The sequence below is a fragment of the Acinetobacter sp. YH12023 genome, from assembly GCF_013420135.1.
Taxonomy (GTDB): domain Bacteria; phylum Pseudomonadota; class Gammaproteobacteria; order Pseudomonadales; family Moraxellaceae; genus Acinetobacter; species Acinetobacter amyesii.
The window spans coordinates 41,218-66,192 of sequence record NZ_VOYU01000006.1 but is presented as its reverse complement, the minus strand read 5'-3'; the positions used below and the strand labels follow the sequence as shown (position 1 = coordinate 66,192).

Annotated in this window: 20 protein-coding genes and 3 tRNA genes; 14 read left to right on the top strand and 9 right to left on the bottom strand. The window is 41.3% G+C overall.

All coding sequences use genetic code 11. From position 1 onward, the window contains the following. Positions 1-937 precede the first annotated feature (937 nt). The 3 genes from ubiH (at position 938) to FTT92_RS08280 (ending at position 3,810) form a co-directional block, all read left to right on the top strand. Positions 938-2,146, top strand: a complete 1,209-nt coding sequence (gene ubiH, locus FTT92_RS08290; protein WP_180171849.1) for a 2-octaprenyl-6-methoxyphenyl hydroxylase — start codon at positions 938-940, stop codon at positions 2,144-2,146. Further along, positions 2,143-3,387, top strand: a complete 1,245-nt coding sequence (locus tag FTT92_RS08285) for an FAD-dependent monooxygenase (protein WP_180171848.1) — start codon at positions 2,143-2,145, stop codon at positions 3,385-3,387. Before ubiH ends, FTT92_RS08285 begins: the two co-directional genes overlap by 4 nt. Before the next feature lie 174 nt (positions 3,388-3,561). Then, positions 3,562-3,810: a hypothetical protein gene (locus FTT92_RS08280; protein WP_078189169.1), complete on the top strand. Its 249-nt coding sequence runs from the start codon at positions 3,562-3,564 to the stop codon at positions 3,808-3,810. A gap of 133 nt (positions 3,811-3,943) precedes the next feature. Here FTT92_RS08280 and FTT92_RS08275 read toward each other — a convergent pair whose 3' ends face one another. Both FTT92_RS08275 and rsmI read right to left on the bottom strand, forming a co-directional pair. Beyond that, on the bottom strand, positions 3,944-4,366 hold the full coding sequence (locus tag FTT92_RS08275; protein WP_257231642.1) for a hypothetical protein: 423 nt from the start codon (positions 4,364-4,366) through the stop codon (positions 3,944-3,946). 104 nt (positions 4,367-4,470) lie between these two features. Next, complete coding sequence (rsmI, locus tag FTT92_RS08270) at positions 4,471-5,313, bottom strand: 16S rRNA (cytidine(1402)-2'-O)-methyltransferase (RefSeq protein WP_078189168.1); 843 nt, start codon at positions 5,311-5,313, stop codon at positions 4,471-4,473. Positions 5,314-5,323: 10 nt separating this feature from the next. Between rsmI and FTT92_RS08265 the strand changes: the two genes are divergently transcribed. From FTT92_RS08265 to FTT92_RS08250, 4 genes are read left to right on the top strand one after another with little or no spacing between them, the layout of a single operon-like run. Further along, the gene (locus FTT92_RS08265; protein ID WP_180171847.1) at positions 5,324-6,268 is read left to right on the top strand and encodes a penicillin-binding protein activator; all 945 of its coding nucleotides are present in this window, start codon (positions 5,324-5,326) and stop codon (positions 6,266-6,268) included. A 46-nt stretch (positions 6,269-6,314) separates the two neighbouring features. Beyond that, positions 6,315-6,722, top strand: coding sequence for a YraN family protein (locus FTT92_RS08260; RefSeq protein WP_180171901.1), 408 nt, complete (start codon positions 6,315-6,317; stop codon positions 6,720-6,722). 60 nt (positions 6,723-6,782) lie between these two features. Then, on the top strand, positions 6,783-7,481 hold the full coding sequence (locus FTT92_RS08255) for a BON domain-containing protein (RefSeq protein WP_078192932.1): 699 nt from the start codon (positions 6,783-6,785) through the stop codon (positions 7,479-7,481). Positions 7,482-7,506: 25 nt separating this feature from the next. Continuing rightward, positions 7,507-8,379, top strand: a complete 873-nt coding sequence (locus tag FTT92_RS08250; RefSeq protein ID WP_180171846.1) for an alpha/beta hydrolase — start codon at positions 7,507-7,509, stop codon at positions 8,377-8,379. 85 nt (positions 8,380-8,464) lie between these two features. Here the strand turns inward: FTT92_RS08250 and nudC are convergent, their stop codons facing one another. The 3 genes from nudC to dnaQ form a co-directional block, all read right to left on the bottom strand. Beyond that, the gene (gene nudC / locus FTT92_RS08245; RefSeq protein WP_180011997.1) at positions 8,465-9,238 is read right to left on the bottom strand and encodes an NAD(+) diphosphatase; all 774 of its coding nucleotides are present in this window, start codon (positions 9,236-9,238) and stop codon (positions 8,465-8,467) included. Further along, the gene (locus tag FTT92_RS08240) at positions 9,238-10,884 is read right to left on the bottom strand and encodes a chemotaxis protein (RefSeq protein ID WP_078192930.1); all 1,647 of its coding nucleotides are present in this window, start codon (positions 10,882-10,884) and stop codon (positions 9,238-9,240) included. Before FTT92_RS08240 ends, nudC begins: the two co-directional genes overlap by 1 nt. Before the next feature lie 128 nt (positions 10,885-11,012). Continuing rightward, a complete protein-coding gene (dnaQ, locus tag FTT92_RS08235) occupies positions 11,013-12,416 on the bottom strand; it encodes a DNA polymerase III subunit epsilon (protein ID WP_180171845.1) in 1,404 nt (467 codons plus the stop codon). Between the two features lie 206 nt (positions 12,417-12,622). Between dnaQ and FTT92_RS08230 the strand changes: the two genes are divergently transcribed. From FTT92_RS08230 to FTT92_RS08200, 7 genes are all read left to right on the top strand, one after another. Beyond that, positions 12,623-15,949 (top strand): LysM peptidoglycan-binding domain-containing protein, encoded by a 3,327-nt coding sequence (locus FTT92_RS08230; RefSeq protein ID WP_180171844.1) that lies wholly within the window; start codon positions 12,623-12,625, stop codon positions 15,947-15,949. A gap of 26 nt (positions 15,950-15,975) precedes the next feature. Next, positions 15,976-17,814 (top strand): extracellular solute-binding protein, encoded by a 1,839-nt coding sequence (locus FTT92_RS08225; RefSeq protein WP_180171843.1) that lies wholly within the window; start codon positions 15,976-15,978, stop codon positions 17,812-17,814. 33 nt (positions 17,815-17,847) lie between these two features. Then, positions 17,848-18,915, top strand: a complete 1,068-nt coding sequence (locus FTT92_RS08220; protein ID WP_180171842.1) for a microcin C ABC transporter permease YejB — start codon at positions 17,848-17,850, stop codon at positions 18,913-18,915. After that, on the top strand, positions 18,915-19,928 hold the full coding sequence (locus FTT92_RS08215) for an ABC transporter permease (protein WP_180171841.1): 1,014 nt from the start codon (positions 18,915-18,917) through the stop codon (positions 19,926-19,928). The genes FTT92_RS08220 and FTT92_RS08215 overlap by 1 nt, the downstream gene beginning before the upstream one ends. Next, positions 19,903-21,504 carry an ABC transporter ATP-binding protein gene (locus FTT92_RS08210; protein WP_180171900.1) on the top strand — a complete coding sequence of 534 codons (1,602 nt, stop codon included), beginning with the start codon at positions 19,903-19,905 and terminating at the stop codon, positions 21,502-21,504. The genes FTT92_RS08215 and FTT92_RS08210 overlap by 26 nt, the downstream gene beginning before the upstream one ends. Before the next feature lie 112 nt (positions 21,505-21,616). Then, the gene (locus FTT92_RS08205; RefSeq protein WP_180171840.1) at positions 21,617-22,861 is read left to right on the top strand and encodes an NADH:flavin oxidoreductase/NADH oxidase family protein; all 1,245 of its coding nucleotides are present in this window, start codon (positions 21,617-21,619) and stop codon (positions 22,859-22,861) included. A gap of 88 nt (positions 22,862-22,949) precedes the next feature. Continuing rightward, entirely contained in the window at positions 22,950-23,549 is a 600-nt protein-coding gene (locus tag FTT92_RS08200) for a YiiX family permuted papain-like enzyme (protein WP_180171839.1), read from the top strand. A gap of 66 nt (positions 23,550-23,615) precedes the next feature. Here FTT92_RS08200 and FTT92_RS08195 read toward each other — a convergent pair. From FTT92_RS08195 to FTT92_RS08180, 4 genes are all read right to left on the bottom strand, one after another. Then, a tRNA-Glu gene (locus FTT92_RS08195) sits at positions 23,616-23,691 on the bottom strand. Positions 23,692-23,748: 57 nt separating this feature from the next. Beyond that, positions 23,749-23,824: transfer RNA gene (locus tag FTT92_RS08190), tRNA-Glu, on the bottom strand. A gap of 25 nt (positions 23,825-23,849) precedes the next feature. After that, positions 23,850-23,925, bottom strand: a tRNA-Glu gene (locus tag FTT92_RS08185). Between the two features lie 132 nt (positions 23,926-24,057). Then, positions 24,058-24,963 carry an alpha/beta fold hydrolase gene (locus FTT92_RS08180; RefSeq protein ID WP_180171838.1) on the bottom strand — a complete coding sequence of 302 codons (906 nt, stop codon included), beginning with the start codon at positions 24,961-24,963 and terminating at the stop codon, positions 24,058-24,060. Between the last annotated feature and the right edge of the window lie 12 nt (positions 24,964-24,975).

Below are 24,975 nucleotides of genomic sequence, written 5' to 3'. Positions count from 1 at the left end.
TATAAAAAAAGCCGATCTATTGATCGGCTTTTTAGCTTCACTTTGCGATTAAGACTTTTGTAAAAATTCTGTCGCTAATTTTAAAAACTCTTCCGGTTTTCATATACGGCCAAATGTCCGGTTGCCGGTTCAGCATGTGAAATCAGATCTATAGCATATTTGACCAATACACTCGGGGGCATATACTCATAATTACAGCCATTCACTAATGTTTGTTTGTTTGTTTTTCGCTGTCTCAATCACATCGGTATGAATCTACAACTCAGCTTGGTGGGTAAATCTTTCTCAATTATTGGTTTGCAGCGTATTTTCTAAGGTTTGCGCCATAGTATTTTCACACCATGCCAAGGTAAAGTTGGCGCTAAAACCTGTTTGAATAATAGTGCTCGACATCGCTTTAGAGTTGCTCTGTACCTAACTCAAATTAAAGCTTGGTACGTGCATCAACTTTAGGATAAGGCGCCAATAACACAACAAAAATTACATATTCTGGATATTCTGCTGCGGAATATATCCAGAAAATGTTGTGTAATGAAAAGCTCATTAAACCGAATGGTTTAACATAATTGGGTTTTGCAGCTGCAATCACTTATTCAACTAATTGAACAATGGCTAAAGGCTGATCATCAGGTAGTTAGCTTGATATCGTCCTTTTGAATGCATCAAAACATGACATGTTCAAATGACGCTGATTTACGCAAATGATGGCTCATACTGATGGACTCAGCCATTTTTATTGTGATTTTCTCTTTTTTAAAGATCAATATTTACGGTAAGGGATGATTAATTTTGTATTTAATCAGTGCAAATACCTGCAACTAATTTGTATTTCATTATAAAAAATCATGCCCTTGATGTAAGATAAAATTCATTACAGATTATATGTATTTCGAGTGAATGTCCTAAATTCGAATACTTGATAAAAAAGGAAACAAGCATGCAGCAAGAAGTCATCATAGTTGGTGGTGGTATGGTCGGTTTAAGTCTGGCACTCATGTTGGCCAAAGACAAAATTGGCGTAAAACTTTTAGAAGCCATTAAATACCCCAATTATGATGATGCAAACCTTGAGCCTTATCACTCGAGTTTTGATGCACGAAACAGCGCCTTGTCACGCCGTACGGTGCAAATTTATCAAGAACTAGGCCTCTGGGATGCTTTGCAGGAACACGCCACACCTATTTTAGAAGTGAATATTACAGAGCAAGGTAGTTTTGGTAAGGCAAGACTCAAAGCAGAACAAGAAAAAGTCGAAAGCTTTGGGCAGGTGATTGAAAATGCATGGTTAGGTCGTGTGTTGCTCGCAGAAGTCAAAAAAGAACCGCTGATAGAATTAATTGATGGTGTGCAAGTGACTTCACTGACGCAAGATGCAGACCATGCCTATATTGAAGCAAAGCGTGCTGAAGAACAGCTCAAACTACAATCTAAAATTGTGATTGCCGCCGATGGCCGTGATTCATTCTGCCGTAAAGCCTTAGGTATTGGCGCATCGGTGCATGATTATAACCAAGTGGCGATTGTCACTACAGTACAAACCTCTAAACCGCATGGTCATGTTGGTTTCGAGCGTTTTAGTTCGCTTGGTCCGCTAGCGCTGCTGCCACTTCCAGGTGAATACCGTCGCTCAGTGGTTTGGCCTGTTCCTAAAGGAACTGAAGGCGAGTGGATGGGTGATGAAAATGATCAGCACTTCTTAGATGCTTTACAAGAAACCTATGGCGACCGTGCAGGTAAATTCCAAAAAACTGGTAAACGTTTCAGCTTCCCATTGTCGCAAGTACTTGCAGAGAAACAAGCTGTAGGTCGTGTAGTGCTCATGGGAAATGCTGCCCATACCATTCATCCAGTGGCAGGTCAGGGCTTTAACTTATGTATGCGCGATGCCTATGTACTGCGTCGTTATTTAACAGAGCAAGTTGAAAAAAATGCCGATTTGGGTGATGCAGCTATGCTGCTGGATTATGAAAAATCGCGCCTGACCGATCAGCAGCGGGTGATTAAATTCTGTGATTCAGTTGTACGTGGTTTTAGCAACCAGAACCCATTTTTAAAATTGATTCGCAATACTGGATTAGTTGCCTTTGACACCATTCCGGGGATTAAGCCTTTGGTCGCGAATTATGCAATGGGGCTAAAAGCATGAGTTTAAATCAAACAAATGTACTGGATGCCGTGATTGTCGGCGGCGGCTTGGTCGGTGGCTTAACGGCATTGCTGTTGGCGCAAGGCGGTGTGCAGGCTACGGTATTGGATGCGGCACCTATTTTGGATGCAGAAAAAACCAAAAGTATTGCGAATCCTCGGGTTTTGGCACTTAGTCAAGCCACTATTCATTTACTCAAGACTGTGGGCGTTTGGGAAAAGCTTGCCCGTCAGCAGCCGTATACAGGCATGCAGGTGTGGAATAAAAATGGCTATGGAGAAATCAATTTTGGTCATGTTGCAGAGCAAACACCATCAGTTGAGCAAGCTTTAGGTTCAATGGTTGAACCAAGCGTATTGAATTTAGCCATTCAAGAAAAAATGCTAGAACAACTCGAAGACTATCGAACCCAAGTTAAGGTCAGTCGCGTTGAGCGCGGCGTTGGTGTGTGGATCATTCACCTCGCAGATGGTACCCAGCTCAAAACAAAACTGGTGATTGGTGCAGATGGTGCAAACTCATTTGTCCGTGAGCAAGCTTTCATCGATCTAGATGTATTGGACTATAAGCAAGCCGGTGTGAGCTGTGCAATTAAAACCGCCCAACCGCATCAGCATTTAGCACGTCAAATTTTCTTAGAAACTGGCCCTTTAGCATTTTTGCCGATGGCGAGTCTGAAAAAAGAAGAAAGCGGTTATTGGCAATCGATTGTGTGGACCTTACCAGATGATTATGCCGATGAATATGTGGCTTTATCCGATGTTGAATTTACTGCGTTGCTCACTCGAGAAAGCCATCACATGCTCGGCGAAGTCTTAGAAGCAACCCCACGTGCTAAATTTCCATTGAAGGCACGAGCTGCACAGCAATATGTTCATGATGGTCTAGCGCTGATTGGAGATGCTGCCCATGTGATTCATCCACTTGCAGGACAAGGCGTGAATATTGGCTGTTTAGATGCAGCAGTGCTTTGTGATGTGCTTTTAACCGATAAAAAACGAGGTGTGTGGGCACATGAACAAAGTTTGAAACGCTATGAACACCGTCGTAAAGGGCAAAACGATGCCATGATGCATAGTATGTCCGCAATTGGTTGGTTAGAAACTACCACTTTTTCTCCTGTGGTGTGGGCGAGAAACTTTGGTTTAAAACAAGTGGAAAATCAGACTGTTCTAAAAGATGCGTTTATGGCTCAAGCCAATGGTCTGAGTATTTTAAAAGATACAATCTACGCAGCTTAGGTCAAAGTCTGATATTTTTTAGACAGTCGTATAAACAAGGTTACGATTTTGATTAAAAAAGATACGATTTTTTGGTTGTGGGTACTAGTCGAAATGCTCAGAGATTGCTAAATTTCTGTTAATTTAAAACCAGACATTCACTGGCAAACAGAAGTCATTCGCGGGGAGAACACAATGACTGATATGAACGATTATGATGATCCAGAAGATTCAGTAGTTGATGAAGATGAAGCACAAGCAGCTGAAAAAGGTGCAGGTGACGCAGCTGATTCTGCCTCTGATGGTGACACCTCTGAAGCTGAAACATTAACAGTGACTGCAAAACTAAAACAACGTCAGGCGCTTGAAGATGAAGTTGCTGCGTTCTTAGCGCGTGGTGGTCGTATTACCGAAGTCCCTCCAGACGAATCGGCAAAAGATTAAAATGAAAAAACACCACGTCATGTGGTGTTTTTTTTTGCTTCATTCGCTTGTGCGATGATGAACGTCATTCATTTTTTAACTCTGTAGCATGTTTGCTCAAGAAGTTAAGTCGTTAATAAGATGTGAAGTCGCTTCAAGCCGTCTTTGGCTTCATATATTTACGACTGATCGCGAAAATAGGATAGAACACAAAATGCAGTAAAAGCAAAAACATACAATTAATAATAAATGCACCAATATACGGTGGTGCATGCATGGCCGCCACAGCAGCGACAAAAGATTGAAAAAGTAATACCGCACTCAAAACGACATAAGCCCAATAGCGATGCCTATCCCAAAATTGGCTCAGTTTCAGTAAATTACCGACTACAAAATAGAGGGAACAATATCCACAGACCATCGCAATCACGCTATGATCGGCCGTCATTTGCTCGCCACTAATATAGTGCGGATAGGGTTGAATGCCAGTATAAATAATATGTGCAAGGGCGGTGAGCCAAACCAGATTAAAGAGAATGAACATCAGCGTTTTTTTGACAGACAGATTTATGGACATGTTATAAGCAACTTTTTTCATTCTATTTAAATTATTGTATGGGATAGCTTATGGAACCCGTAGGTCCCATAAGCGGTTCAAATTAAAAATAAAAAAAATTAAGCTTAATCGTTCGCTTGGGTTAATTCTAAAGCACGTTGATAGGCCACTTTCTTTTTAATCCCAGTTAAATCTGCAGCCAACTGAGAGGCAGCTTTAACGGACAAATCTTGAAGTAAACGCGTCAGCAATTTGTCTAACTTTTCTTGCTCTAGGTCTTTTTCTTCGGTCGCACCACCAATTACCAAAACGATTTCGCCTTTTTGCTGATTGTGATCAGATTCGACAAAATGAACCAACTCACCCAAAGACATTTTTTTAATGGTTTCAAATGTTTTGGTAATTTCACGTGCAAAGCCTACAGGACGATCGGCACCAAAGACATTCGACATATCTTTTAGGCAATCCACAATACGGTGCGGCGCTTCATAAATAATCATGGTTTGAGTTTCGTCTTTCAGTTTTTCGAGTGCTAAAAGACGTTGTGACTGTTTAGAAGGTAAAAAGCCTTCGAAACTAAAACGGTCACTGGGTAGGCCGACAGCACTGAGAGCTGCAATGGCAGCACAGGCACCCGGCACAGGAATGACACGAATATTTTTTTCTTGTGCAGCACGAACCAGTTTAAAGCCGGGGTCACTGATCAATGGTGTGCCTGCATCACTAATCAACGCCATATTTTCACCCTTTTCTAGGCGTTCAATCAGCTGGTCAATTTTGTTGCTTTCGTTATGGTCGTGGCATGCAGTTAAAGGCGTATTGATACTAAAATGTTTAAGTAATTGTGCGGAAGTTCGTGTATCCTCGGCGGCAATAATTTTAACCGACTTCAATACCTCAATTGCACGATAACTAATATCATCTAAGTGCCCGATTGGAGTTGCAACAACAAATAACTGAGCACTCATAGGTTTCTCCATGTTGGATAATAAGAACAAAATTTTGGGTCTTTGCCTTTTAAGCAGTCTGTTTACAGCTGCACAGGCAGACGTCTTGGTCATTCTACCTGAATCTGGCCCTATGGCGCGAGCCGCATCCAGTATTAAGCAAGGTTTCAATAGCGCATATCAATCGTCAGACTACAAAGTACCCATTAAGTTTGTGGATTCAAATCAAAAGCAAATTGCTGCGATATTGAAGCAACAGGTAAATAAAAAAACTCAATTGGTGATTGGCCCTTTAGCACGTCAAGATGTTGAAGCACTTGTAAAAGCAAAGCCTAAAGTCCGCGTGTTGGCTTTAAATGAAACGACAAGCCAAATTCCAAACGTCTGGCAGTACAGTTTATCGAAACGGGATGATGCCCTAGCACTCCAAAAAGTCTTCGAAAAAGACAAATTAGCGCAAGTGATAGTGTTACGTCAGCCTGCAACTGAGGCAGAACATGAATTATTGCTCATGTCCTTAATCAGCCAAAGTTCAGTGCCGATTCAAGTGGTTGAACAACTCCCAACGAAGCTGGACAAAAATCAAGGGGTGCTGTTGTTAGGCAATAATGAATGGTTAAACAGTCAAAAAAAACTACCTAAAGCAAAACTATATAGCGTCGCCAATGCGATTGAAGCCACAAAGCCCATTCCTATAGGACTGAAATTTTGTGATGCACCTGCCTTACATGATGCACGTTGGCCTGACCTGATCCGAGCTTATGAGGAAAATCCAGTAGATATGCCATATCAACGTCTTTTAGCTTTTGGCGGAGACACATGGCATATCGCAAAACAATATTTGCAAGAACCGAAATTAAAAAGCATTGAGTTTCAGGGGCGAACAGGGCTAATCAAAATTAGTCAAAATAATATTCAGCGTGTTCCTCACTGCTATGAGCGAAGTAAAAAAGGCATCGTGGCGATCTCACTTTAGGGATGAAACGATGCAGCTAAACTTAGAGCAGATGAATTTGGGACAGATGAATCTGGGGCAGTGGGCAGAACGGCAAGCGCTGCGTTTGGTTAAGCAGCAAGGCTATGTACAGGTGCAACAGAATTATCATAGTCGTTATGGTGAAATTGATTTGATCGTTGCACGTGGTCAAGAATTGGTGTTTATTGAAGTTAAAGCCCGTTCGAATACCCGCTATGCCCAAGCCGTTGAAAGTATTTCTATTCACAAACAACGTAAGATGATGAAGACTGCGTTGCATTTTTTAAATGAACAGTCACATTTTCAAAATTATTATTGTCGCTTTGATGCAATTTGTTTTGATTTTTATCAGCACTTTGCAAAAACACTACAGCAAGACTTTTCTAAATACCCGTATCATCAGCAATGGATTGAAAATGCTTTTACTTTTGATCAAGAGTTGATTAATCTCTGATAAAACAAACTGTGTAAACGCATAGAAAAATACGTGTGGAAATTTGAGGAGTCGTGCTGAGTGGTTAAGCGTATTGCAATAACGATGCTTTGTGTCGCAAGTTTATCTGGCTGTGCGAGTTTTATTTCGAATGGAACAGGATCAGCACCTGTAGGAACTGAAAGCGGCGCACGCTCATTGGGACAAGTTTTTATTGACTCTTCCATTGTTCGAACAGCAAAAATTAATTTATATAAACTAGATACTCGGTTTAAACAGTCACGTGTCAATATTGAAAGTTTTCATGGCAATGTCTTATTGACTGGGCAAGTGCCAGATAATCATTTAAAAGAATTGGCAGAAGAAAATGTCCGTTCAATGAGTGATGTCAAAACTGTACATAACTATATTACAGTGGGTAATCAGATCAGCTATAGCACCATCATGCAAGATACTGCGGTTACTGCGAATACCCGTGGTTTGATTATGAAAGCGCCTGTGGTATCTGACAGCAAAGTACACATTCATACTGAAGATGCTGTTCTTTATGTGATGGGCCGTTTAAACAGTGCGGAAATCACAGACTTAAATCAAATCTTGCAACAAGTGGGTAATGTAACGCGAATTGTCACTTTAATCGATAATATTGATCAGAACCCAAATCCACAGGCACGTTCAATTAACTCAAGTTACACCACACCTGCTGTAGGCAATGTGCAACCTGAAGTACAAACGCCTGTTGCGATAGATCCGGATGCTGTCGATCCAAATGCTCAATAACTTGTTGGAATTGATGTTGTAATATATGAATCAATGGTCTCTGCAACTCCAGCAAAAACTGGAGTTGGCTAAATCCTTATACCGAGATTTTCGGTTATATGATTTTGGCAGTTATGCCTTAAATCGACTGACACCCAAACAAGGATATCATGTTCAAAACAATATCCCTTATGGTCTTAAAGCGCGACATCGCCTAGATTTGTATCGCACGTCAGCACCTCGTCAGCAACGTCCACTCATCGTGTTTGTACATGGTGGAGCGTGGATGCATGGTGACAAAAAGGACTATGGATTCATTGGTGAAGCTTTTGCCAAAGAAGGCTTCGATGTTGCTGTCATTAATTACCATCTCGCACCTGAATATATTTTTCCGGCTTCAATTGATGATCTTAGCCTTGCATTAAACTATTTGACGCAGTCTCAGCATAAGTTGCAGATTGAAGTGGAAAATGTGGTGTTAATGGGACATTCGGCAGGGGCATTTAATGTCATGTCTGCACTGTATCATCCGACGCCTTATCAGCTACAAGTGAAAGAGAATATTCGTGCAATTGTGGGATTGGCAGGGCCATATCATTTTGATTATAAAGGTGATCCGATTTGTGCAGATGCCTTTGATCAAAATGTACCGTATCAACAAGTGATGCCGTATTATTTTGTTGAGCACAATCAAGTGAAGCATTATCTATTCACTGCGGATAAAGACAATATCGTTGGCCATAGCAATAGTGAAGATTTTGATCGTCGATTAAAAGCCTCAGGCAACCACAGTCAGTTGATTCAAATTCCACGCGTTGGGCACATCACGATGATTGGTTCAGTTTCGAGTTTATTTAGTCGCTTCTTTAAAACCAAAGCTGAAATCATGCGTGTACTCGATGAAATTAGTCCACCTTAATGTCTGTGGTTAAATGATTGAGAATAAAAAACCGCCAAGTATGGCGGTTTTTTTATTGCATGATTTATTTACTAAAAATAGCTACTTATAACCATGCTTCGGTGTCATCTGCAACAGCAGACCCATGGATGACATGCATAATCATCGAATGGGCGATACTTCCTTTGAACGGAATTTCAGGTAATGCATCAAATTTAAAGAAAGCCGCATCACTTATTTCTTCTTCTTGTAATTGAAGCTCACCTGAAGCATATTCTGCTTTAAAGGCGATCATTAAATTACTTGGGAAAGGCCAAGGTTGGCTTGCCAAATATTGAATATTTTTGACCTTCAGCCCAACTTCTTCTTCAGTTTCACGACGAACTGCTTCTTCTAGAGTTTCACCGACTTCAACAAAACCTGCGATCAGTCCATACATGGCACGGACATTTTTTGCATTTTTTGCCAATAAAATTTCATCTTCACCACGGGTAATGACGGTAATGACACAAGGATTGACACGAGGGTATTGGTGATAACCGCAAGCGGGACAAACCATGGCATATTCTGTGGCATGGACTTGAGTTGCAGTACCGCAGTGGCTACAAAATTTATGATTACGGCGCCATTCTAAGAGTTGAATAGCACGGCTGGCTTGTTCAAATTGCTGAACATTCCAAAGTTGTAAAAGCTGACGAATAGGGATGAGCTGTAAGCCTTCAGGAATTGGCTCATTTTCAAGTAGATCACGGGCAATCACTTGATCACCCGTGCCAATATTTAAATCACTTGCGAGTTGTTCAACTTCGGGAAGTTGAAAGTTTTCATCGACCAGCAATTGCTGTTGTTTGAAGATATACGCAAGTGATAATTTAGACATTAGGCTGCTGCTGATTTCAGTTTTTCGCTACTGTCCAATGCTACCTTAAACATGCCCTGTAAAACAGGTTGTTTGTTCTTTAAATTGTCAATCAACATATCTGCGCTTGCCAATGAATCTAATGCTTGATTCACTTCGTTTGCTTCAATCGCTGTTGAAGATTCAACTCGTTTCAAAATGAATTGAGCTGTTGAGTTCAGTGCATTTTGAGCCGCATCTGCATTGAGGAACAACATTGCACCACCAATTTCACGGAATTGAGTTGCAGTCGCTTCAAGTTGTGTCAGATCTTGGTTTTGTAAATACTGAACCAAAGATTGGCTAGCAGCATCAATTAAAACCTTGGTCTCATTTAACAGAGCAGCGTGTGCTTCATCTAAACGGTCGAGTGAAATATTCATATTATTCACACGAAGTTGTAAGCGGCTAGAAGTGTGATGACGCTCAAGCACACCGATCGAGTTCATGGCAGACAAGATATTGTTCATCAACTGCTGGGCAAAGCTTTCATCTTGTAAAATCTCAGCATTACCTAATGACGCAGCTTGACGCGACAGGTCGTTATACGCTTCATTTAAGTTCAAAACTTTGAAAATATTTGCCAATTCGTTCAATTTCGCTTGAAGTTCTTGGGTTTTTTCAGGCGTCATATTTTGATAGTTAAATTCAATATCATTACGAATTTGCGTCATTTCAGTCGTAACCAATTCACCAATGGTATGCATGGTGTCGAAGTCAGGACCATATAAATGACGACTGAAAACTTGTAATTGGGTGTCGGTAAGAAGGTCTTCACCGATATTTAATTTGCCACGAATATGATGAGAAATGTCATCTTCTTGGCTAATGTTTAGACTTAAGACATTGGCTAAATCAGAAATGGATGCTTTAAAGCGCTCAGTTCCTGCAAAATATTGAGCCATATTGCGTTCAATGCTTACCAAGGTACGTAAGCGAGCATCAGTAATTAAGATTTGATCAATTTGATTAAACGCAACAAAAACTAAGTTCCAGTATTGTTTGCTTGGATGTTTGTCTGAAAGACCTGCTAAATACGCACCGACCAATTTAATCGCTTGCAGATCCAGCTCAGTTTCTTCTTGTTTAATCAATTTATTCAACGCCAACTTATACAGACGGTGAACGTATTTTGATTTTTCAAGTGCAGGAGCTTGAGGTAGGTCAAAGTCAGGAGTAATACAATCGAGTAGGGACTCAATGTGTTGGCCTTCCGACGTTAGAGGTTTACCTAAAGATAGTTCTAGACGATTAAGACTGTCCAGCAGGAATTGTGGAATTTTAACTTCACGTAGGCAGATAAATTCGATGTAGCGTTTCAGCATGGTCGTGCCTTCGCTCAGTGCGATGACATCTTGAGTGTTAATTTGCGCAGGATTCCCCATGATCTTGCGCATTAACTCTGCTGAATATTGAGCGATTTTTGCCAAACTTGGCATATCAACTAAAGCTAGTACTTGAGCACATTGTTCAAATTGAATCAGTGCATCATCAATCCCGAAAGGTAAAGTTTGATCTTCAACTAAGGTGCTGACTGCTGATTCGACTAACTTGATTGAGTTATCAACCTCATTTTTTATTATCAGCAAAGCCGTTGGATCAAAATGGATAGAGGTTTGGTAAGACATGTATCTGCACCTTTCCTAGATGTTTTATCTTGTTTATTAACCGCCCCTTAAGGCGGTCCATGTTTATGGTTTTACTATAGCGTATGTAAGAATTGTTTATATACAAAAAGTAACACGAAATTTAGATTTTATTTCGCAAAAAGGCAAGGTGTACCATGTTTTTCTTCAAATTGTTTGACCCATGTCTCATGGGCTTCAAGTTCATCTGCTGAAGGTAAAATCACAGGTAATTCTATTTCAACAGCGGCGCGGGTTTGCGAACCATCTTCATTTTGCGAGTGGGTCAGTGCATCGATATCAAAGGAAACCTGACCGCCCGTCATTGCTAGGTATACGTCAGACAGGATTTCCGCATCGAGTAAGGCACCATGGAAAGTACGGTCACGTTGTGGAATTTCGTAACGACGCACTAATGCATCGAGTGAGTTTTTCTGGCCTGGATGCTTGGCTTTGGCCATAGCCAAGGTATCGGTAACTTTGCAAACTTCAGATAAGGCCACAAAACCAGCACGTTTGAACTCCATATCAAGGAAGTTCATATCGAAGGTTGCGTTATGCGCAATGATTTCTGCGCCTTTTAGATAGTCAAATAAGACATCAGCAATTTCAGCATACAGTGGTTTGTCTTTTAGAAAGTCATCACTGATTCCGTGAATATTTTCAGATTCACCGACAGGTTTTTGCGGGTTGATATAAATATGAATTGAGCTACCGGTCAGTTTGCGGTTAATCATTTCCACTGCACCGACTTCAATAATACGGTCGCCATCTTGGAAATAGAAACCTGTGGTTTCCGTATCCAAAATTAATTGTCGTGGGCCAGATACATCGACAGTTGCTGGTGTAATGACAATCATTGGATGGATTTCAGCAGCTTGCTTAGACTGGATAGGGGCAGCTTCATTCAACGTTGAAGCAGTGTCAGTTGCTTGTTGTTCTATCGTAATGTCATCAATCTGCTCTGCGTCAATAGCTGACTCGGCTGAGATTTCTTCTGCTACATCCTCGCTATCAGCAAATTCAAGTCCAAACGGATCATTTAATAGCCAGTCAGGTTCAGCTTTTTTTTTAGGTGCTTCAGCTGTAGTTGATGCCGCTAGTTTGATCTGTTCGAGGGTTTTTTCTGCGCCTAGATTGGCCAATTGATCGGCCATTTCATTTCCTGGATGGCCTGCATGCCCTTTAATCCAGTTCCATTCAATTTCCCGACCCTGACAAGTTGCATCCAGTAATTTCCACAGATCAGGATTTTTAACATCTTTCCAGTTTTTCTTTTTCCAACCATGTATCCACTCGGTAATGCCTTGTTTGACATAGTTGGAGTCTGTCCAAATAATCAGTTTTGCATCGGACGGACAGTGTTGAATGCCTTCAATTGCAGCAGTCAATTCCATACGGTTATTGGTGGTTTCAGCTTCGCCGCCGCAGAGTTTTTCTTCTCCAGTTTCACGGATGATATAGGCCCCCCAACCCCCTAAGCCAGGGTTGCCTTTACATGCACCATCAACATAAAGCGTGATTGTTTGAGACATAAATCAAATCCGGAGAAAAACGAGCATTCAGAACCGTATATTGTATAACGCAAATGACAGAGAGAAATCCATTTCTGGCGATTTTTTTAATTTCTTGTAACATTTATACTGAAATAGCGTTAAATTAACGCCTTGTGTCTGTGTTCTGCTTCACTACAATGGCATATCTAAAAAATAAATTTTATATGAGTTGTCTGGATTTTTTTATGTATAAATCAACTGCGACTGTCTGGCAGCCTACGTTACCACAAATTTTTAAATTTACAGTCTTGGGTTCTGCGCTCGCAGCTCTTGGTCTGACGGGCTGTTCTTCATCGCAAACGACTAAGCAGAACTCAGCAAGTAAACAAGTTGGCTCAAACTTTCTCGATGCCAATAGTTTAGATTCACTCGAAGATTTACTTTCTGCAACAGACATGCGTGCCGTAGAAGGCGATCGCCTTTTAGTACTGAAGCATGGTGATGTCTGGAAGCGTATGACTGTGGGTTTCAAAATGGATTTGAACCACTGGGATACGCGAATTGAAGCGCAGCGTGGTTGGTTTATTTCACGTCAACCATATATTGATCGTTTAAGTGCGCGTGCGTCCCGTTATTTATATCACACGGTTAAAGAAGCAGAACGTCGTGGTTTGCCGACGGAGTTGGCGTTATTACCAGTGATTGAAAGTTCTTATGACCCAGCAGCAACCTCAAGTGCAGCCGCAGCAGGCTTATGGCAATTTATTCCAAGTACTGGACGTATTTACGGCTTAAAACAAACCTCAATGTATGATGGTCGTCGTGACGTAGTGGAATCAACGCGTGCAGCTTATGAGTTTTTAGGTGCGCTACATAACCAGTTCGGTTCGTGGGAATTGGCTTTGGCTGCATATAATGCAGGGCCGGGCCGCATTCAACAGGCGATTAACCGTAACCGTGCGGCAGGTTTGCCAACGGATTATTGGTCACTAAAACTGCCCCAAGAAACCATGAACTATGTCCCACGTTTCTTGGCTGTTGCTCAAATTATTAAAAATCCAAGTGCTTATGGCGTAAGTTTACCGCCAATTGCCAACCGTCCACACTTTCGTGAAGTGGCTGTAGGGCCTGCAAATTTAAATGAAATTGCATCTATTACCGGTTTAAGCCGTGCAGAACTCTATGCACTAAATCCCGGGCATCGTGGCGATGTGATTGACAGCAGTAGTCCAATGCGGATTTTAATTCCTGCGGATGTGAGTCCATCAGTCGATGCACGTTTGAAGAAATTACAATCAGGTGGTTCATCAGGTTATTGGGCAAGTAATTCAACTTATAACTTACCAAAAAGTAATGTTGAAATAACACCGTCACGTGTTACTCCGCCGGAATTAAATAGTAAAACTATTCAGCCTGCAAAAGTGACGCCACCTACGCTCAAAACTCAGCCGACAGTGACAGCTTCTGCCAAACCACCTGTAGTCGCTGCAACGGTAACGCCGAGTGTTCCATCAGGAACGAAAGGCAAAACGCCAATAGGATCATCTGCTTTGGCTGCTTTTGCATCGAATAGTGATATTCCAAGTGCGCCGCGTATACCAGTCGCTGTAACACCTTCGACTCCTGTGAAAGCCGTGTCTGTCGAGCCACCACTCAGCGCAAATGAGCGTGAGCAAATCATGGCGGCTATTAAAGCTGAAGGTGAGACCAAAACAATAGATGAGGTATTAAAACCAGTAGCGACTAAAGCAGAACAAGAAGAAGTCGTTCAGGAAATTAAAGCTATTGCGCCGAAAGGCACTGAAATTGTCGATCCTTATGATGGCAAGATTAAGTTGACTGCGATTCAGACCAGTCAGTCAATTGCAGACCAACAAGGTAAAGAACTGACGAAAGGGTTCTCTTACCCGAAAAGCGTGGCTGAAAATACAGGTGCAGATTCCGAAGAAGCCAAACGCAACCAAGGTAAAAATGTCATTCGTACAGATTCTGAAATTGTAGTTGTACCACCTAAAGGTAAACGCAGTACTTATACAGTTTTGGCGGGCGACACATTAGCGTTGATCGCGATGAAAAATGGCGTGAATTGGCGTGATATTGCAGCTTGGAACCAAATTTCGCCAGATTCGACCTTGTATGTCGGTACGACCATCTATTTATATGATGCGAAACCGATTGTGCAAAATAATGAAGAATCGAAAGCTAAGCCTATCGCAGATAGCTATGTGGTGAAAGCAAATGACAGTCTTACAGCTGTTGCGAGTCAATTTGGTTTAAGTACGAAGCAACTCGCCGACTACAATGGTTTAACCACCACGAGTGGTTTATATGTTGGGCAGAAATTATCCTTAAAAGAACCGCCAGCATCTAAAGCAAAATTGGAAGCTGACAAGAAAGCAGCTCAAGTTGTCGAAAAATCTGCAAAAGTTCAAACCAAATCCTACACGGTAAAACGTGGTGAATATCTAAAACTCATTGCAGATCGTTATGCGCTGTCAAATCAAGAGTTGGCAGATTTAACAACTGGTTTAACGGCTGGCAGTAGCTTGATGGTGGGGCAAAAAATTAATGTGCCATTACAAGCTGTAGCAGAAGTTGAGAAGCTCGAAAGCAAAGTCGTGAATCGCATTGAAAATGTCAAAGTTGATCCTGCGTATAAAGTTGAAAGCTATAAAGTGCAGCGTGGTGATACGCTTTATAGTATTGCGACGCGGTCAAAAATCAGTTTGTCAGAATTGGCGAGTCTAAATGATATGTCGGTAAATAGTGGGCTGATGGCTGGGCAAAGCATTAAAGTTCCTGCAAGTTCAACTGTTCCTGATACATATGTGGTGCAGTCTGGCGATACACTGACAGGCATTGCTAGTCGCTATGATTTAGGCATGGACTATGTCGCAAATTTAAATGGTATAGAGCGTAGTTCTGGTCTACGCGTTGGGCAGAAATTAAAATTAACAGGTGATGTCGCACCGGTTAAAGTAGAAACCAAAGCTGAGGCGACCAAAATTGAAAGCAAAACCAATACACGAACGAATTCCGTTGATGCGACCGATATTCATGTGGTGAAATCAGGTGAAACATTGGGTGTGATTGCGAAGAAATATCATCTTCAATTACGTTATTTAGCTGAATTAAATGGCCTAAATACCAATAGTGCGATTCGTGTAGGGCAGCGTTTAAAAGTAGATGGTGAACTACCTGCTGATGTAGCTAGTAAAGCAACTGAAACCAAAAAAACGGAAGCTAAATCCTCTACGAGCAATGTGAAACCAACAAATACTGAAAGGTATACTGTGAAATCAGGCGAGTCTTTAAATTCGATTGCTAGTCGGACAGGTTTAACTGTGGCAGCATTGGCTGAATTAAATAACTTGAACCCCCGTGCAGGACTGCGTGTCGGTCAAAATTTACAAGTCCCTAAAACTATCAGTGAATACCGTATTAAACGCGGCGATACATTGATTGGTTTAGCAAGCCGTTATGGACTTGATACATCAAAACTTGCTGAAATGAATGATATACAACCGTCTGCTCAGTTACGTATTGGTGAAGTCATTAAAGTACCAAACTGAGTCCAAACATTAAGGAGTTAAGTTGAATGTATTCTGCTTCAACTTCGCGTTACGTGTTTGGTGTGACTTTGAGCATACTTTCAACAGGGGCGTGGGCTGCGTTGCAGACCACGCCTTTTCTTGCCATACATAGTAGCCCTCAATATCATCAATTACAGGCAATGCCCTATGCCAATCCTCTTGCCAATAAAGGGGGATATATCACGACCTCGAGTATTGGGAGTTTTGATAATTTAAACAGCATGAATGGAAAAGGGCGTTCTGTTGAAGGTATCAATTATCTTTTTGATAGCTTGATGAGTTCATCTTTAGATGAACCGGGTGTGATGTATCCATTGCTTGCCGAAAAGGTGACATTTGACCCGAAAAAAACTAATTTTGTTATTTTTCATTTAAACCCAAAAGCACGGTTTAGTGATGGTTCTGAACTCACTGCTGAAGACGTTAAATTTAGTTTTGATACTTTTAAGACCAAGTCAAATCCAGGTTTGCAAATGTATTTAGCGGATTTAGACAAAACAGATGTTTTATCTAAATATCAGGTAAGGATGAATTTTAAATCTGGACACAACACTGATATGCCCATGATTTTGGCGCAAATGCCGATTTATTCCAAACGAGATTGGGAAAAAAAAGATTTTACTCAAATTACATTGCATCCCATATTAGGCTCAGGCCCTTATACGATTGAGACGATCGATGCAGGTAGGAGTATTCGCTACAAGCGCAATCCTGAGTATTGGGGGCAGAACTTAGCTGTTAATCGTGGTCGATATAATTTTAACCATCTGAAATATGTATATTATCGCAGCCCAGACATAGCCTTTGAAGGCTTTAAAGCAGGCCAATTTACGTTATATGAGGAAAAGACCGCACGTAATTGGGTGGGGGCTTACAATTTTCCTGCTTTTAAAGACGGTAAAATTGTCAAATATCGCTTTAAACATGAACGACCGATTCCCACAAAAAGTCTCGTATTTAATACTCGTCGTGCGCCATTTAGTGATATTCGCTTTCGACAAGCTTTAACCTATGCTTATGATTTTGAATGGCAAAATAAAGCATTATTTTATGGGCAGTATCAGCGTTTGCAGAGTTATTTTAGTAATAGTGTGCTAGAAGCGAAGGGGAAACCCTCTATCCAAGAGTTGGATATTTTAAAACCGATGTTATCGCAACTTGATCCTATTCAAAGACAGGGGGTCTTATCCAATTGGCAATATCCCGTTTCTGATGGCAGTGGATTTAATCGAAAAAATCTGCTGCATGCACGCCAACTGTTATTGAATGCGGGTTATCGTTATCAAGACGGCAGATTGGTGGATGCAAAATCTCGGCCTGTGAAATTTGAACTTTTGATTCAGCAACAAGATTTGCAGCGAACCTTAATGCCATTTATACGAAATTTGAAACGTTTAGGTATTCAGGTGTTATTACGACAAGTCGATGGACCGCAATACACCGAGCGTATGCGAAATATTGACTTTGATATGATCGTGGATGAAATGCCTCAATCGCTCACTCCAGCGGGTGAGCAAGCTCAACTTTGGGGCAGTCAAGCAGCTGACCAAGTGGGTAATTATAATTACGCAGGGATTAAAAATCCTGTAATAGATCAGCTCATTCAACAGGTGATCAATGCTCCAAATCGGGAGGAATTGATTATTTGTACGCGTGTTTTAGACCGCCTGCTTAGAGCGGGTTATTATCAAATTCCAATGTTTGGGCAAAGTGAAAACTGGTTTGCCTATTGGCATATGTATAAGCAACCTTATGTCAAACCTAAACTTTCTGTAGGGATTGACTATTGGTGGAGTGATGCAGCTAAAGCCAAGCAAATAACACAATATCTACGGCAGCAATAAATACACCTGAATGACTAGGAATGTGAAAGCAACATGGGCACATATATTTTAAAAAGATTGCTCCTGATTATTCCAACATTGTTTTTCATTTTATTGATTAACTTTGTGGTAATTCAGCTTGCTCCGGGTGGGCCAGTTGAGCAAGCAATTCAGCAAGCCGAAGCTTTTCAGGGTATTGGGACAAGGAGCGGTGGCGAAACGGCAACGTCTAGCATCAAATATCAAGGTGCCAAAGGCTTAAGTGAAGAAATGGTGGCAAAAATCGAGGCACAATATGGTTTCGATAAACCATTATTCGAACGTTTTTGGCTCATGTTAAAGGGCTATGTAACGCTAGATTTTGGTACCAGTTTTTTTAAAGATAAGTCTGTGACTCAGCTGCTTTGGGAAAAGCTGCCTGTATCCTTATCCCTTGGCTTATGGAGTACCTTGCTGATCTATCTGGTGTCTATTCCTTTAAGCATTAAAAAAGCCCGTCAACATGGTCTGCTATTTGATAAAAGCACGTCTATTTTATTGGCTATAGGTTACGCCATTCCTGCTTTTGCCTTTGCCATTTTACTTATTGTCTTTTTTGCAGGTGGTTCATATTTTCAGTGGTTTCCTCTACAAGGTTTAGTTTCAGAGAATTTTGCTGAGTTAAGTGTATTTGGCAAAATTGCAGATTATTTTTGGCATATGGTGTTGCCTTTGTTTGCTATGGTAATTGGTGGTTTCGCTGGCTTAACTTATCTGACCAAATACTCTTTTATGGAAGAATTAAATAAGCAATATGTTCTTGCTGCTCGTTCTAAAGGTTTGACCGAATCACGTGTGCTGTATGGGCATGTATTTCGTAATGCAATGCTCATTGTCATTGCTGGTCTGCCAGAAGCCTTGATCGGCATCTTCTTTGTGGGAAATCTATTTATTGAAATTATTTTCAATTTAGATGGTCTGGGATTGTTGGGGTTTGAAGCCATCGTACAGCGCGATTATCCAGTCATTTTTGGCACCTTGTTTATTTTTACCTTGATGGGGCTGATCTTAAGATTAATCAGTGATGTCATGTATCAAATGATTGATCCACGAATTAATTTTGATTCACAAGGGGCAAAATAATGTCTCCGATCATTCAAGCGCGTTTTCAACGTTTTAAAGAAAATAAATTAGGCTTTACATGCTTTATCAGCTTTGCCTTGATTTTTATGTTGTCATTAGCTGTCGAGTTTATTGCCAATGATAAACCGCTCTTGGTCAAATACGATGATTCTTTATACGTTCCCGTATTAAAAAGTTATCCAGAAACTGCTTTCGGTGGCGTTTTTGAAACTGAGGCAGATTATAAAGATCCTGTGGTACAGCAACTGATTGATGATAAAGGATGGGCTGTATGGCCACTGATTAAATTTTCCTATCAAACACCGAATTTAGAGTTGGCTGTGCCTGTGCCATCTGCACCGACTGCACAAAATTGGCTCGGTACCGATGACCAAGGTCGTGATGTGCTGGCGCGTATTTTATATGGATTACGTGTGTCGCTCCTGTTTGGTTTTGCATTAACTTTTGCTTCAGCAGTATTGGGCATCATCGTTGGGGCGATACAGGGCTATTATGGTGGATGGATAGACCTCATTGGACAACGAATTTTGGAAGTCTGGGGTGGACTCCCGATGCTATTCATGGTGATGATTTTGGTCAGCATGTTTACGCCGAGTGTGTATTGGCTCTTTGTCATTATGCTGTTGTTTGGCTGGCCCACTTTAGTTGGCTTGGTTCGTGCGGAGTTTTTGCGGGCGCGTAATTTTGACTATGTACGTGCAGCACGGAGTCTTGGTGTTACAGATAGCACCATTATTTTTCGGCATATCTTACCAAATGCGATGAGTTCCAGTCTTTCACAGCTACCTTTCATGCTTACGGCAAATATTACAGCACTGACAGCCTTAGATTTCTTAGGGTATGGCTTACCGCCTGATGCCGCGTCATTAGGTGAGTTATTGCTTCAAGGGAAAAACAATCTGAATGCACCATGGCTTGCTTTATCGGGGTTTTTTACCTTAGCGATTGTGCTGTCTTTATTGATTTACATTGGGGAGGCGACACGTGATGCATTCGATCCTAGACGTCAATAATCATCAAGTTAATGTACCTCCCATCGTGTTAGAAGTGGAACATTTACATATTTCCCATGCAGCACAGGTCTTGGTTGAAGACCTGAAATTTAATTTGCATGCAGGTGAAACGATAGCCATTGTTGGTGAAAGCGGTTCTGGTAAATCGATTAGCAGCCTAGCTATACTCGGTTTGTTGCCAAGTGATCTGCAGGTCACAGGCAGCGTCAGCCTGAATGGACAGAATATTCTTAGACTGTGTCCTGAGCAGCACCGAAACATTCGTGGACAGAAAATTGCCATGATTTTTCAAGAGCCGATGACGGCCTTAAATCCCTTACATCGGGTGGAAAAGATTGTTGGTGAGTCGCTGTTGTTACAGGGATGGTCGAAGGCAAAAACTCGGCAGCGGGTTATAGAATTATTAAATGATGTGGGTATTCCTGATGCTGAAGATAAATTAAGACGCTATCCACATGAGTTATCAGGCGGGCAGCGTCAACGTGTCATGATTGCCATGGCATTGGCCTTAGATCCTGATATTTTAATCGCTGATGAGCCAACTACGGCTTTAGATGTCACTTTGCAAGCGCAAATCTTAAATTTATTAAAGTCGCTACAACAGCAGCGTAATATGGCGATGATATTAATTAGCCATGACCTGAATTTGGTCAAGCGCTATGCCGAACATGTGATTGTGATGAATCGTGGTCAAGTGGTGGAGCAAGGTAATGTTCAGGAAATTTTTGAGCAACCGAAGCAGGCGTATACCCAAAATTTATTAGACCATGATTTTGGTAAAGCAATACAGGTTTCGCAAACTCAAAAACTTTTAGAATTACGCCAGTTAGGAGTGAAATTCCCAGTTAAAAAAGGCTTATTGAACCGCATCAAAGATTATGTCATTGCGGTAGAAGCTTTGGATTTAACAGTAGCTGAAGGTGAGTCGATCGGTATTGTTGGAGAGAGTGGTTCAGGGAAAAGCTCCCTAGCATTGGCTATTGCTCGGCTCATAGAAAGTGATGGCGAAATTATTTTAAATCAACACGCCATCAATCAACTTTCAGAAAAACAGCTCAGACCTTTACGTCGTGAATTTCAAATCGTCTTTCAAGATCCATTCAGTAGTTTAAATCCACGGCTCAATGTAGAGCAAACCATTGGGGAAGGTCTGGCCTTACAGCATTTATCTGCAAATGAAATTGCACAGCGTATAGATGAAGCATTGCAGAAAGTCGAATTAGCCAGCTCGTTTAAGCAGCGTTATCCGCATGAGTTGTCCGGTGGGCAACGACAGCGAGTTGCCTTGGCACGTGCATTGGTTTTACGCCCTAAATTGCTGATACTCGATGAACCTACATCGGCACTTGATCGGACGACACAAAAAGCTATCGTGAAGCTACTACGGCGTTTGCAGCAAGAATTTAATATGAGTTATATATTTATCAGTCACGATTTACACGTGGTCAAAGCCCTCTGTCAAAAAGTTTTGGTACTACGACATGCCAAAGTCATGGAATTTCAAGACACCGCAGATTTATTTGCGCGACCACAAACGGAGTATACCCGTAAATTAATTGAAGCCAGCCAATACTAAAATCAAACTTATGGATATTTTGACAAGTGTCATTGTCAAAATATCCTTGACCTTTAGAAAATAATAATTAGAGTAAATACTCAGGACTTATTATTTCATTTTGGACATTGTCATGAGCCATTTAGCTGAAAGCTTTAAAATTCGTAATACCACATTTAAAAATCGCATCATTAAAGGTGCAATGAGTGAAGCATTGGCCAATACCGCAGGCCAACCCAATCACTTACATTTTGGATTATATGAAGCTTGGGCGAAGGGTGGTTTAGGCTGTGCCATTACGGGTAATGTCATGGTGGATTTTCGTGCTAAAAATGAGCCGGGGGTTGTTGTCGCTGAAACTGAGCGAGATTTAGCACAATTAACACAGTGGGCTGAGCTAGGCAAGAAGCACGGCATGGTGCAATTGGTTCAACTTTCACATCCGGGCCGCCAATGTCCTAAAGGTTTAAATAAAGAAACGGTTGCACCATCTGCTGTGCCATTTAGTCCAATGTTAGCTACAACGTTTGGAACACCGCGCGAACTTCGTGAAGATGAAATTTTAGATATCATTCAGCGTTTTGCACGTGCCGCACACATTTGTGAAAAGGCAGGCTTCGAAGGCGTGCAATTGCATGGTGCGCATGGTTATTTAATTAGTCAGTTCTTGTCGCCACTGACCAATAAACGTCAAGATCAGTGGGGTGGTTCAAATGAAAACCGCATGCGTTTTTTGCTTGAAATCTATAAGGCAGTTCGTGCAGCGACGACAGATGATTTTATTATTTCGGTCAAACTCAACTCTGCTGATTTCCAACGTGGCGGAATTAGCGAAAAAGATGTGATTGAGGTCTTTAAGGCAATCGATTCCGCAGGGATTGATATGATTGAAATCTCGGGCGGTTCCTATGAAGCGCCAGCGATGGCGGGCGCTAAAGAAGAAAAACGTAAAGCCAGTACCATTGCTCGTGAAGCTTATTTCCTCGATTTTGCGGACAATATCCGTAAAGAAGTGAAATGCGCGTTAATGGTTACCGGCGGGTTTAGAACCGTGCAAGGCATGAATGCTGCACTAGACAGTGGAGCTTGTGATTTTATTGGTATTGCACGTCCATTCGCAGTTGAAGTCGATTTGGCTGATCGTTTATTGACGGGGCAGGATGTTCGTTACGGCGTAGACAAAATTAAAACTGGCATACCGATGATTGATAAAATGGCGATTATGGAAATTATTTGGTATGCCGCTCAGTTTAAATCGATTGGTGAAGGCAAACAGCCAAATCCTAAACTTTCACCCTTAAAAGTGTTTTTTAAATATCTCAAAGGCAATTTAACCGCGGTCATTAAAGGGCAAGTCAATTCACGTAAGTCGGCTTAATTAATCATTGAATTTTTAGAATCAGGGCAACCGACATATATTCATGTTATGGTTGCCTTCATTCATATCAATATTGCTTACAATAAAAATGTCTAAAATTTTAATATTAACGGTCATTCTTTCGGGGCTCAGTCCTGCCCTCTATGCTCAGTCTACATTTCAGACGGGAGATATTATTTTTCATATCTCAAAGTCACAGCAAAGTTTAAGCATTCAAAAGGCCACACATTCGCCCTATAGTCACATGGGCATGATCGTAAATAAAAATAACCAAACGTGGGTGCTTGAAGCCATTCAACCTGTGCAATACACCACTTTAAATCAATGGATCGCGCGTGGGGAAAATGCTCACTATGTGGTGAAAAGGTTCAAACAACCCTTAAATGTGCGGCAGAAAACGAAGCTGGTGCAAAATGCAGAAAAGTACTTGGGCAAACCCTATGATATTTATTTTGAATGGGATGACCGTGCAATTTACTGTTCTGAAATTGTTTGGAAAGCTTATCAGCATGCTTTAGGAATCGAACTTTCGCCGTTACAACAACTTAAACAATTTGATTTAAAACAAAATGAAGTGCAGCGTCTAATGCGGCAGCGCTATGGTCAAAATATTCCGCTAAATGAGCAGGTGATTGCCCCTAAGGCCATTTATGATTCAAAACTTTTAAAAGAAATATTTAGAAATTAAGGCAATAAAAAAGCCCAATTCGAAATGCTTGGGCTTCTCAATGAGTGGTTGAAACCGACTCGAATATGGCGTCCCTACGGGGATTCGAACCCCGGTTACCGCCGTGAAAGGGCGATGTCCTAGGCCTCTAGACGATAGGGACAGTACAGAAAGCAAATTTTAAAACCGTTCATTTCAGTCTAAGTTTTTAGACTAAATATGGCGTCCCTACGGGGATTCGAACCCCGGTTACCGCCGTGAAAGGGCGATGTCCTAGGCCTCTAGACGATAGGGACTTAATAAAATGTACTTCTGAAAAATTGGCGTCCCTACGGGGATTCGAACCCCGGTTACCGCCGTGAAAGGGCGATGTCCTAGGCCTCTAGACGATAGGGACGTTTCAGAGGTGGGCGTATATTAGGGTGAAAATCGGGGGGTGTCAAACGCTTTTCTATAAATAAATTCAGTTTTTGATGTTGAGTGCATAAAATTAAAACAATTTGCTAAAAATGTTTGAAAAATACATTATTTATGTCGATTTTTTCAACACTTGTAAGATTGTAGCAATAACTTCTGGATGTGTTAAATATCCTGCAATATCGTGTGGGTGTTCAATCGATGTCTGAATTTGCTGGTTAATAATGGCGGGTTGAAAATCAAATGGTGCCTGACTCAGCGGAAAAGCGCTGAGAAAATCATCATGTGAATAAAAGTTTAACCAATCGCCTGAAATTGCATCAGGTCGCTGTAAAGGCTGAGGTAAGTGGGCTTGGATGACACGAAAAGCCAAAGGTGAGCCCAAGGTGATAAAGCGTTGTATGTTGAGTTCAGGATGTAACAGTAAAAAATGATACGCAATCACGCTACCTAATGAATGTGCAATCAATAGGGTAGGTTTCTTTTGATGTAATTGCTCATGCAGCCGAGTGTGAACTGCCTGAATAAAGTGTGGATTGGATAAATAGAGATAAGTTTCGACCAAAAATTTATGCAAAAGTGTGGCATGTAATTTTGGGAAATAATTCATTAAAACTGCAAAATCGCGTAGGGCAAGATCTTTGCCGAGTGCGGTGATCGATTTGAATGATTGACTTAATCCAATAGCATCATTGAGGGTGATGTTAGGTAGATTGTTTTGTGCGGCATGATGCTCAAGTACTTTTGGTGATTTTTCTGGGAGTTCAGTGCGATGGATAAACGGAAAATGTGGCCACGTTTGAGGTGTCAAGGTGCTGGCTTGAAGCATATTCTGCAAATGATAACGCGTGAGTAAGTCTCCATAAAAAGGCATGCGCATATGGTGCTGTATATACGATAAAAAAGTCTCTTGATGGCTTTGCTTTAAGCCTTGAGACAACAGTGCAAGCCAATGCTGTTCGAGCGAACGTGCAGTTTGTTGCTGTTGATTCATGCCATGGATAAAGATGATCTGCATATTGCACCTCAT

Coding starts and splice junctions, on each gene's coding strand:
- FTT92_RS08220 (WP_180171842.1), top strand. CDS start 17,848: ATGGGCACATATATTTTAAAAAGATTGCTCCTGATTATTCCAACATTG.
- FTT92_RS08250 (WP_180171846.1), top strand. CDS start 7,507: ATGAATCAATGGTCTCTGCAACTCCAGCAAAAACTGGAGTTGGCTAAA.
- FTT92_RS08285 (WP_180171848.1), top strand. CDS start 2,143: ATGAGTTTAAATCAAACAAATGTACTGGATGCCGTGATTGTCGGCGGC.
- FTT92_RS08265 (WP_180171847.1), top strand. CDS start 5,324: ATGTTGGATAATAAGAACAAAATTTTGGGTCTTTGCCTTTTAAGCAGT.
- FTT92_RS08210 (WP_180171900.1), top strand. CDS start 19,903: ATGCATTCGATCCTAGACGTCAATAATCATCAAGTTAATGTACCTCCC.
- dnaQ (WP_180171845.1), bottom strand. CDS start 12,416: ATGTCTCAAACAATCACGCTTTATGTTGATGGTGCATGTAAAGGCAAC.
- nudC (WP_180011997.1), bottom strand. CDS start 9,238: ATGTCTAAATTATCACTTGCGTATATCTTCAAACAACAGCAATTGCTG.
- FTT92_RS08230 (WP_180171844.1), top strand. CDS start 12,623: ATGTATAAATCAACTGCGACTGTCTGGCAGCCTACGTTACCACAAATT.
- ubiH (WP_180171849.1), top strand. CDS start 938: ATGCAGCAAGAAGTCATCATAGTTGGTGGTGGTATGGTCGGTTTAAGT.
- FTT92_RS08280 (WP_078189169.1), top strand. CDS start 3,562: ATGACTGATATGAACGATTATGATGATCCAGAAGATTCAGTAGTTGAT.
- FTT92_RS08240 (WP_078192930.1), bottom strand. CDS start 10,884: ATGTCTTACCAAACCTCTATCCATTTTGATCCAACGGCTTTGCTGATA.
- FTT92_RS08205 (WP_180171840.1), top strand. CDS start 21,617: ATGAGCCATTTAGCTGAAAGCTTTAAAATTCGTAATACCACATTTAAA.
- FTT92_RS08275 (WP_257231642.1), bottom strand. CDS start 4,366: ATGTCCATAAATCTGTCTGTCAAAAAAACGCTGATGTTCATTCTCTTT.
- FTT92_RS08200 (WP_180171839.1), top strand. CDS start 22,950: ATGTCTAAAATTTTAATATTAACGGTCATTCTTTCGGGGCTCAGTCCT.
- FTT92_RS08215 (WP_180171841.1), top strand. CDS start 18,915: ATGTCTCCGATCATTCAAGCGCGTTTTCAACGTTTTAAAGAAAATAAA.
- FTT92_RS08180 (WP_180171838.1), bottom strand. CDS start 24,963: ATGCAGATCATCTTTATCCATGGCATGAATCAACAGCAACAAACTGCA.
- FTT92_RS08260 (WP_180171901.1), top strand. CDS start 6,315: ATGAATCTGGGGCAGTGGGCAGAACGGCAAGCGCTGCGTTTGGTTAAG.
- rsmI (WP_078189168.1), bottom strand. CDS start 5,313: ATGAGTGCTCAGTTATTTGTTGTTGCAACTCCAATCGGGCACTTAGAT.
- FTT92_RS08225 (WP_180171843.1), top strand. CDS start 15,976: ATGTATTCTGCTTCAACTTCGCGTTACGTGTTTGGTGTGACTTTGAGC.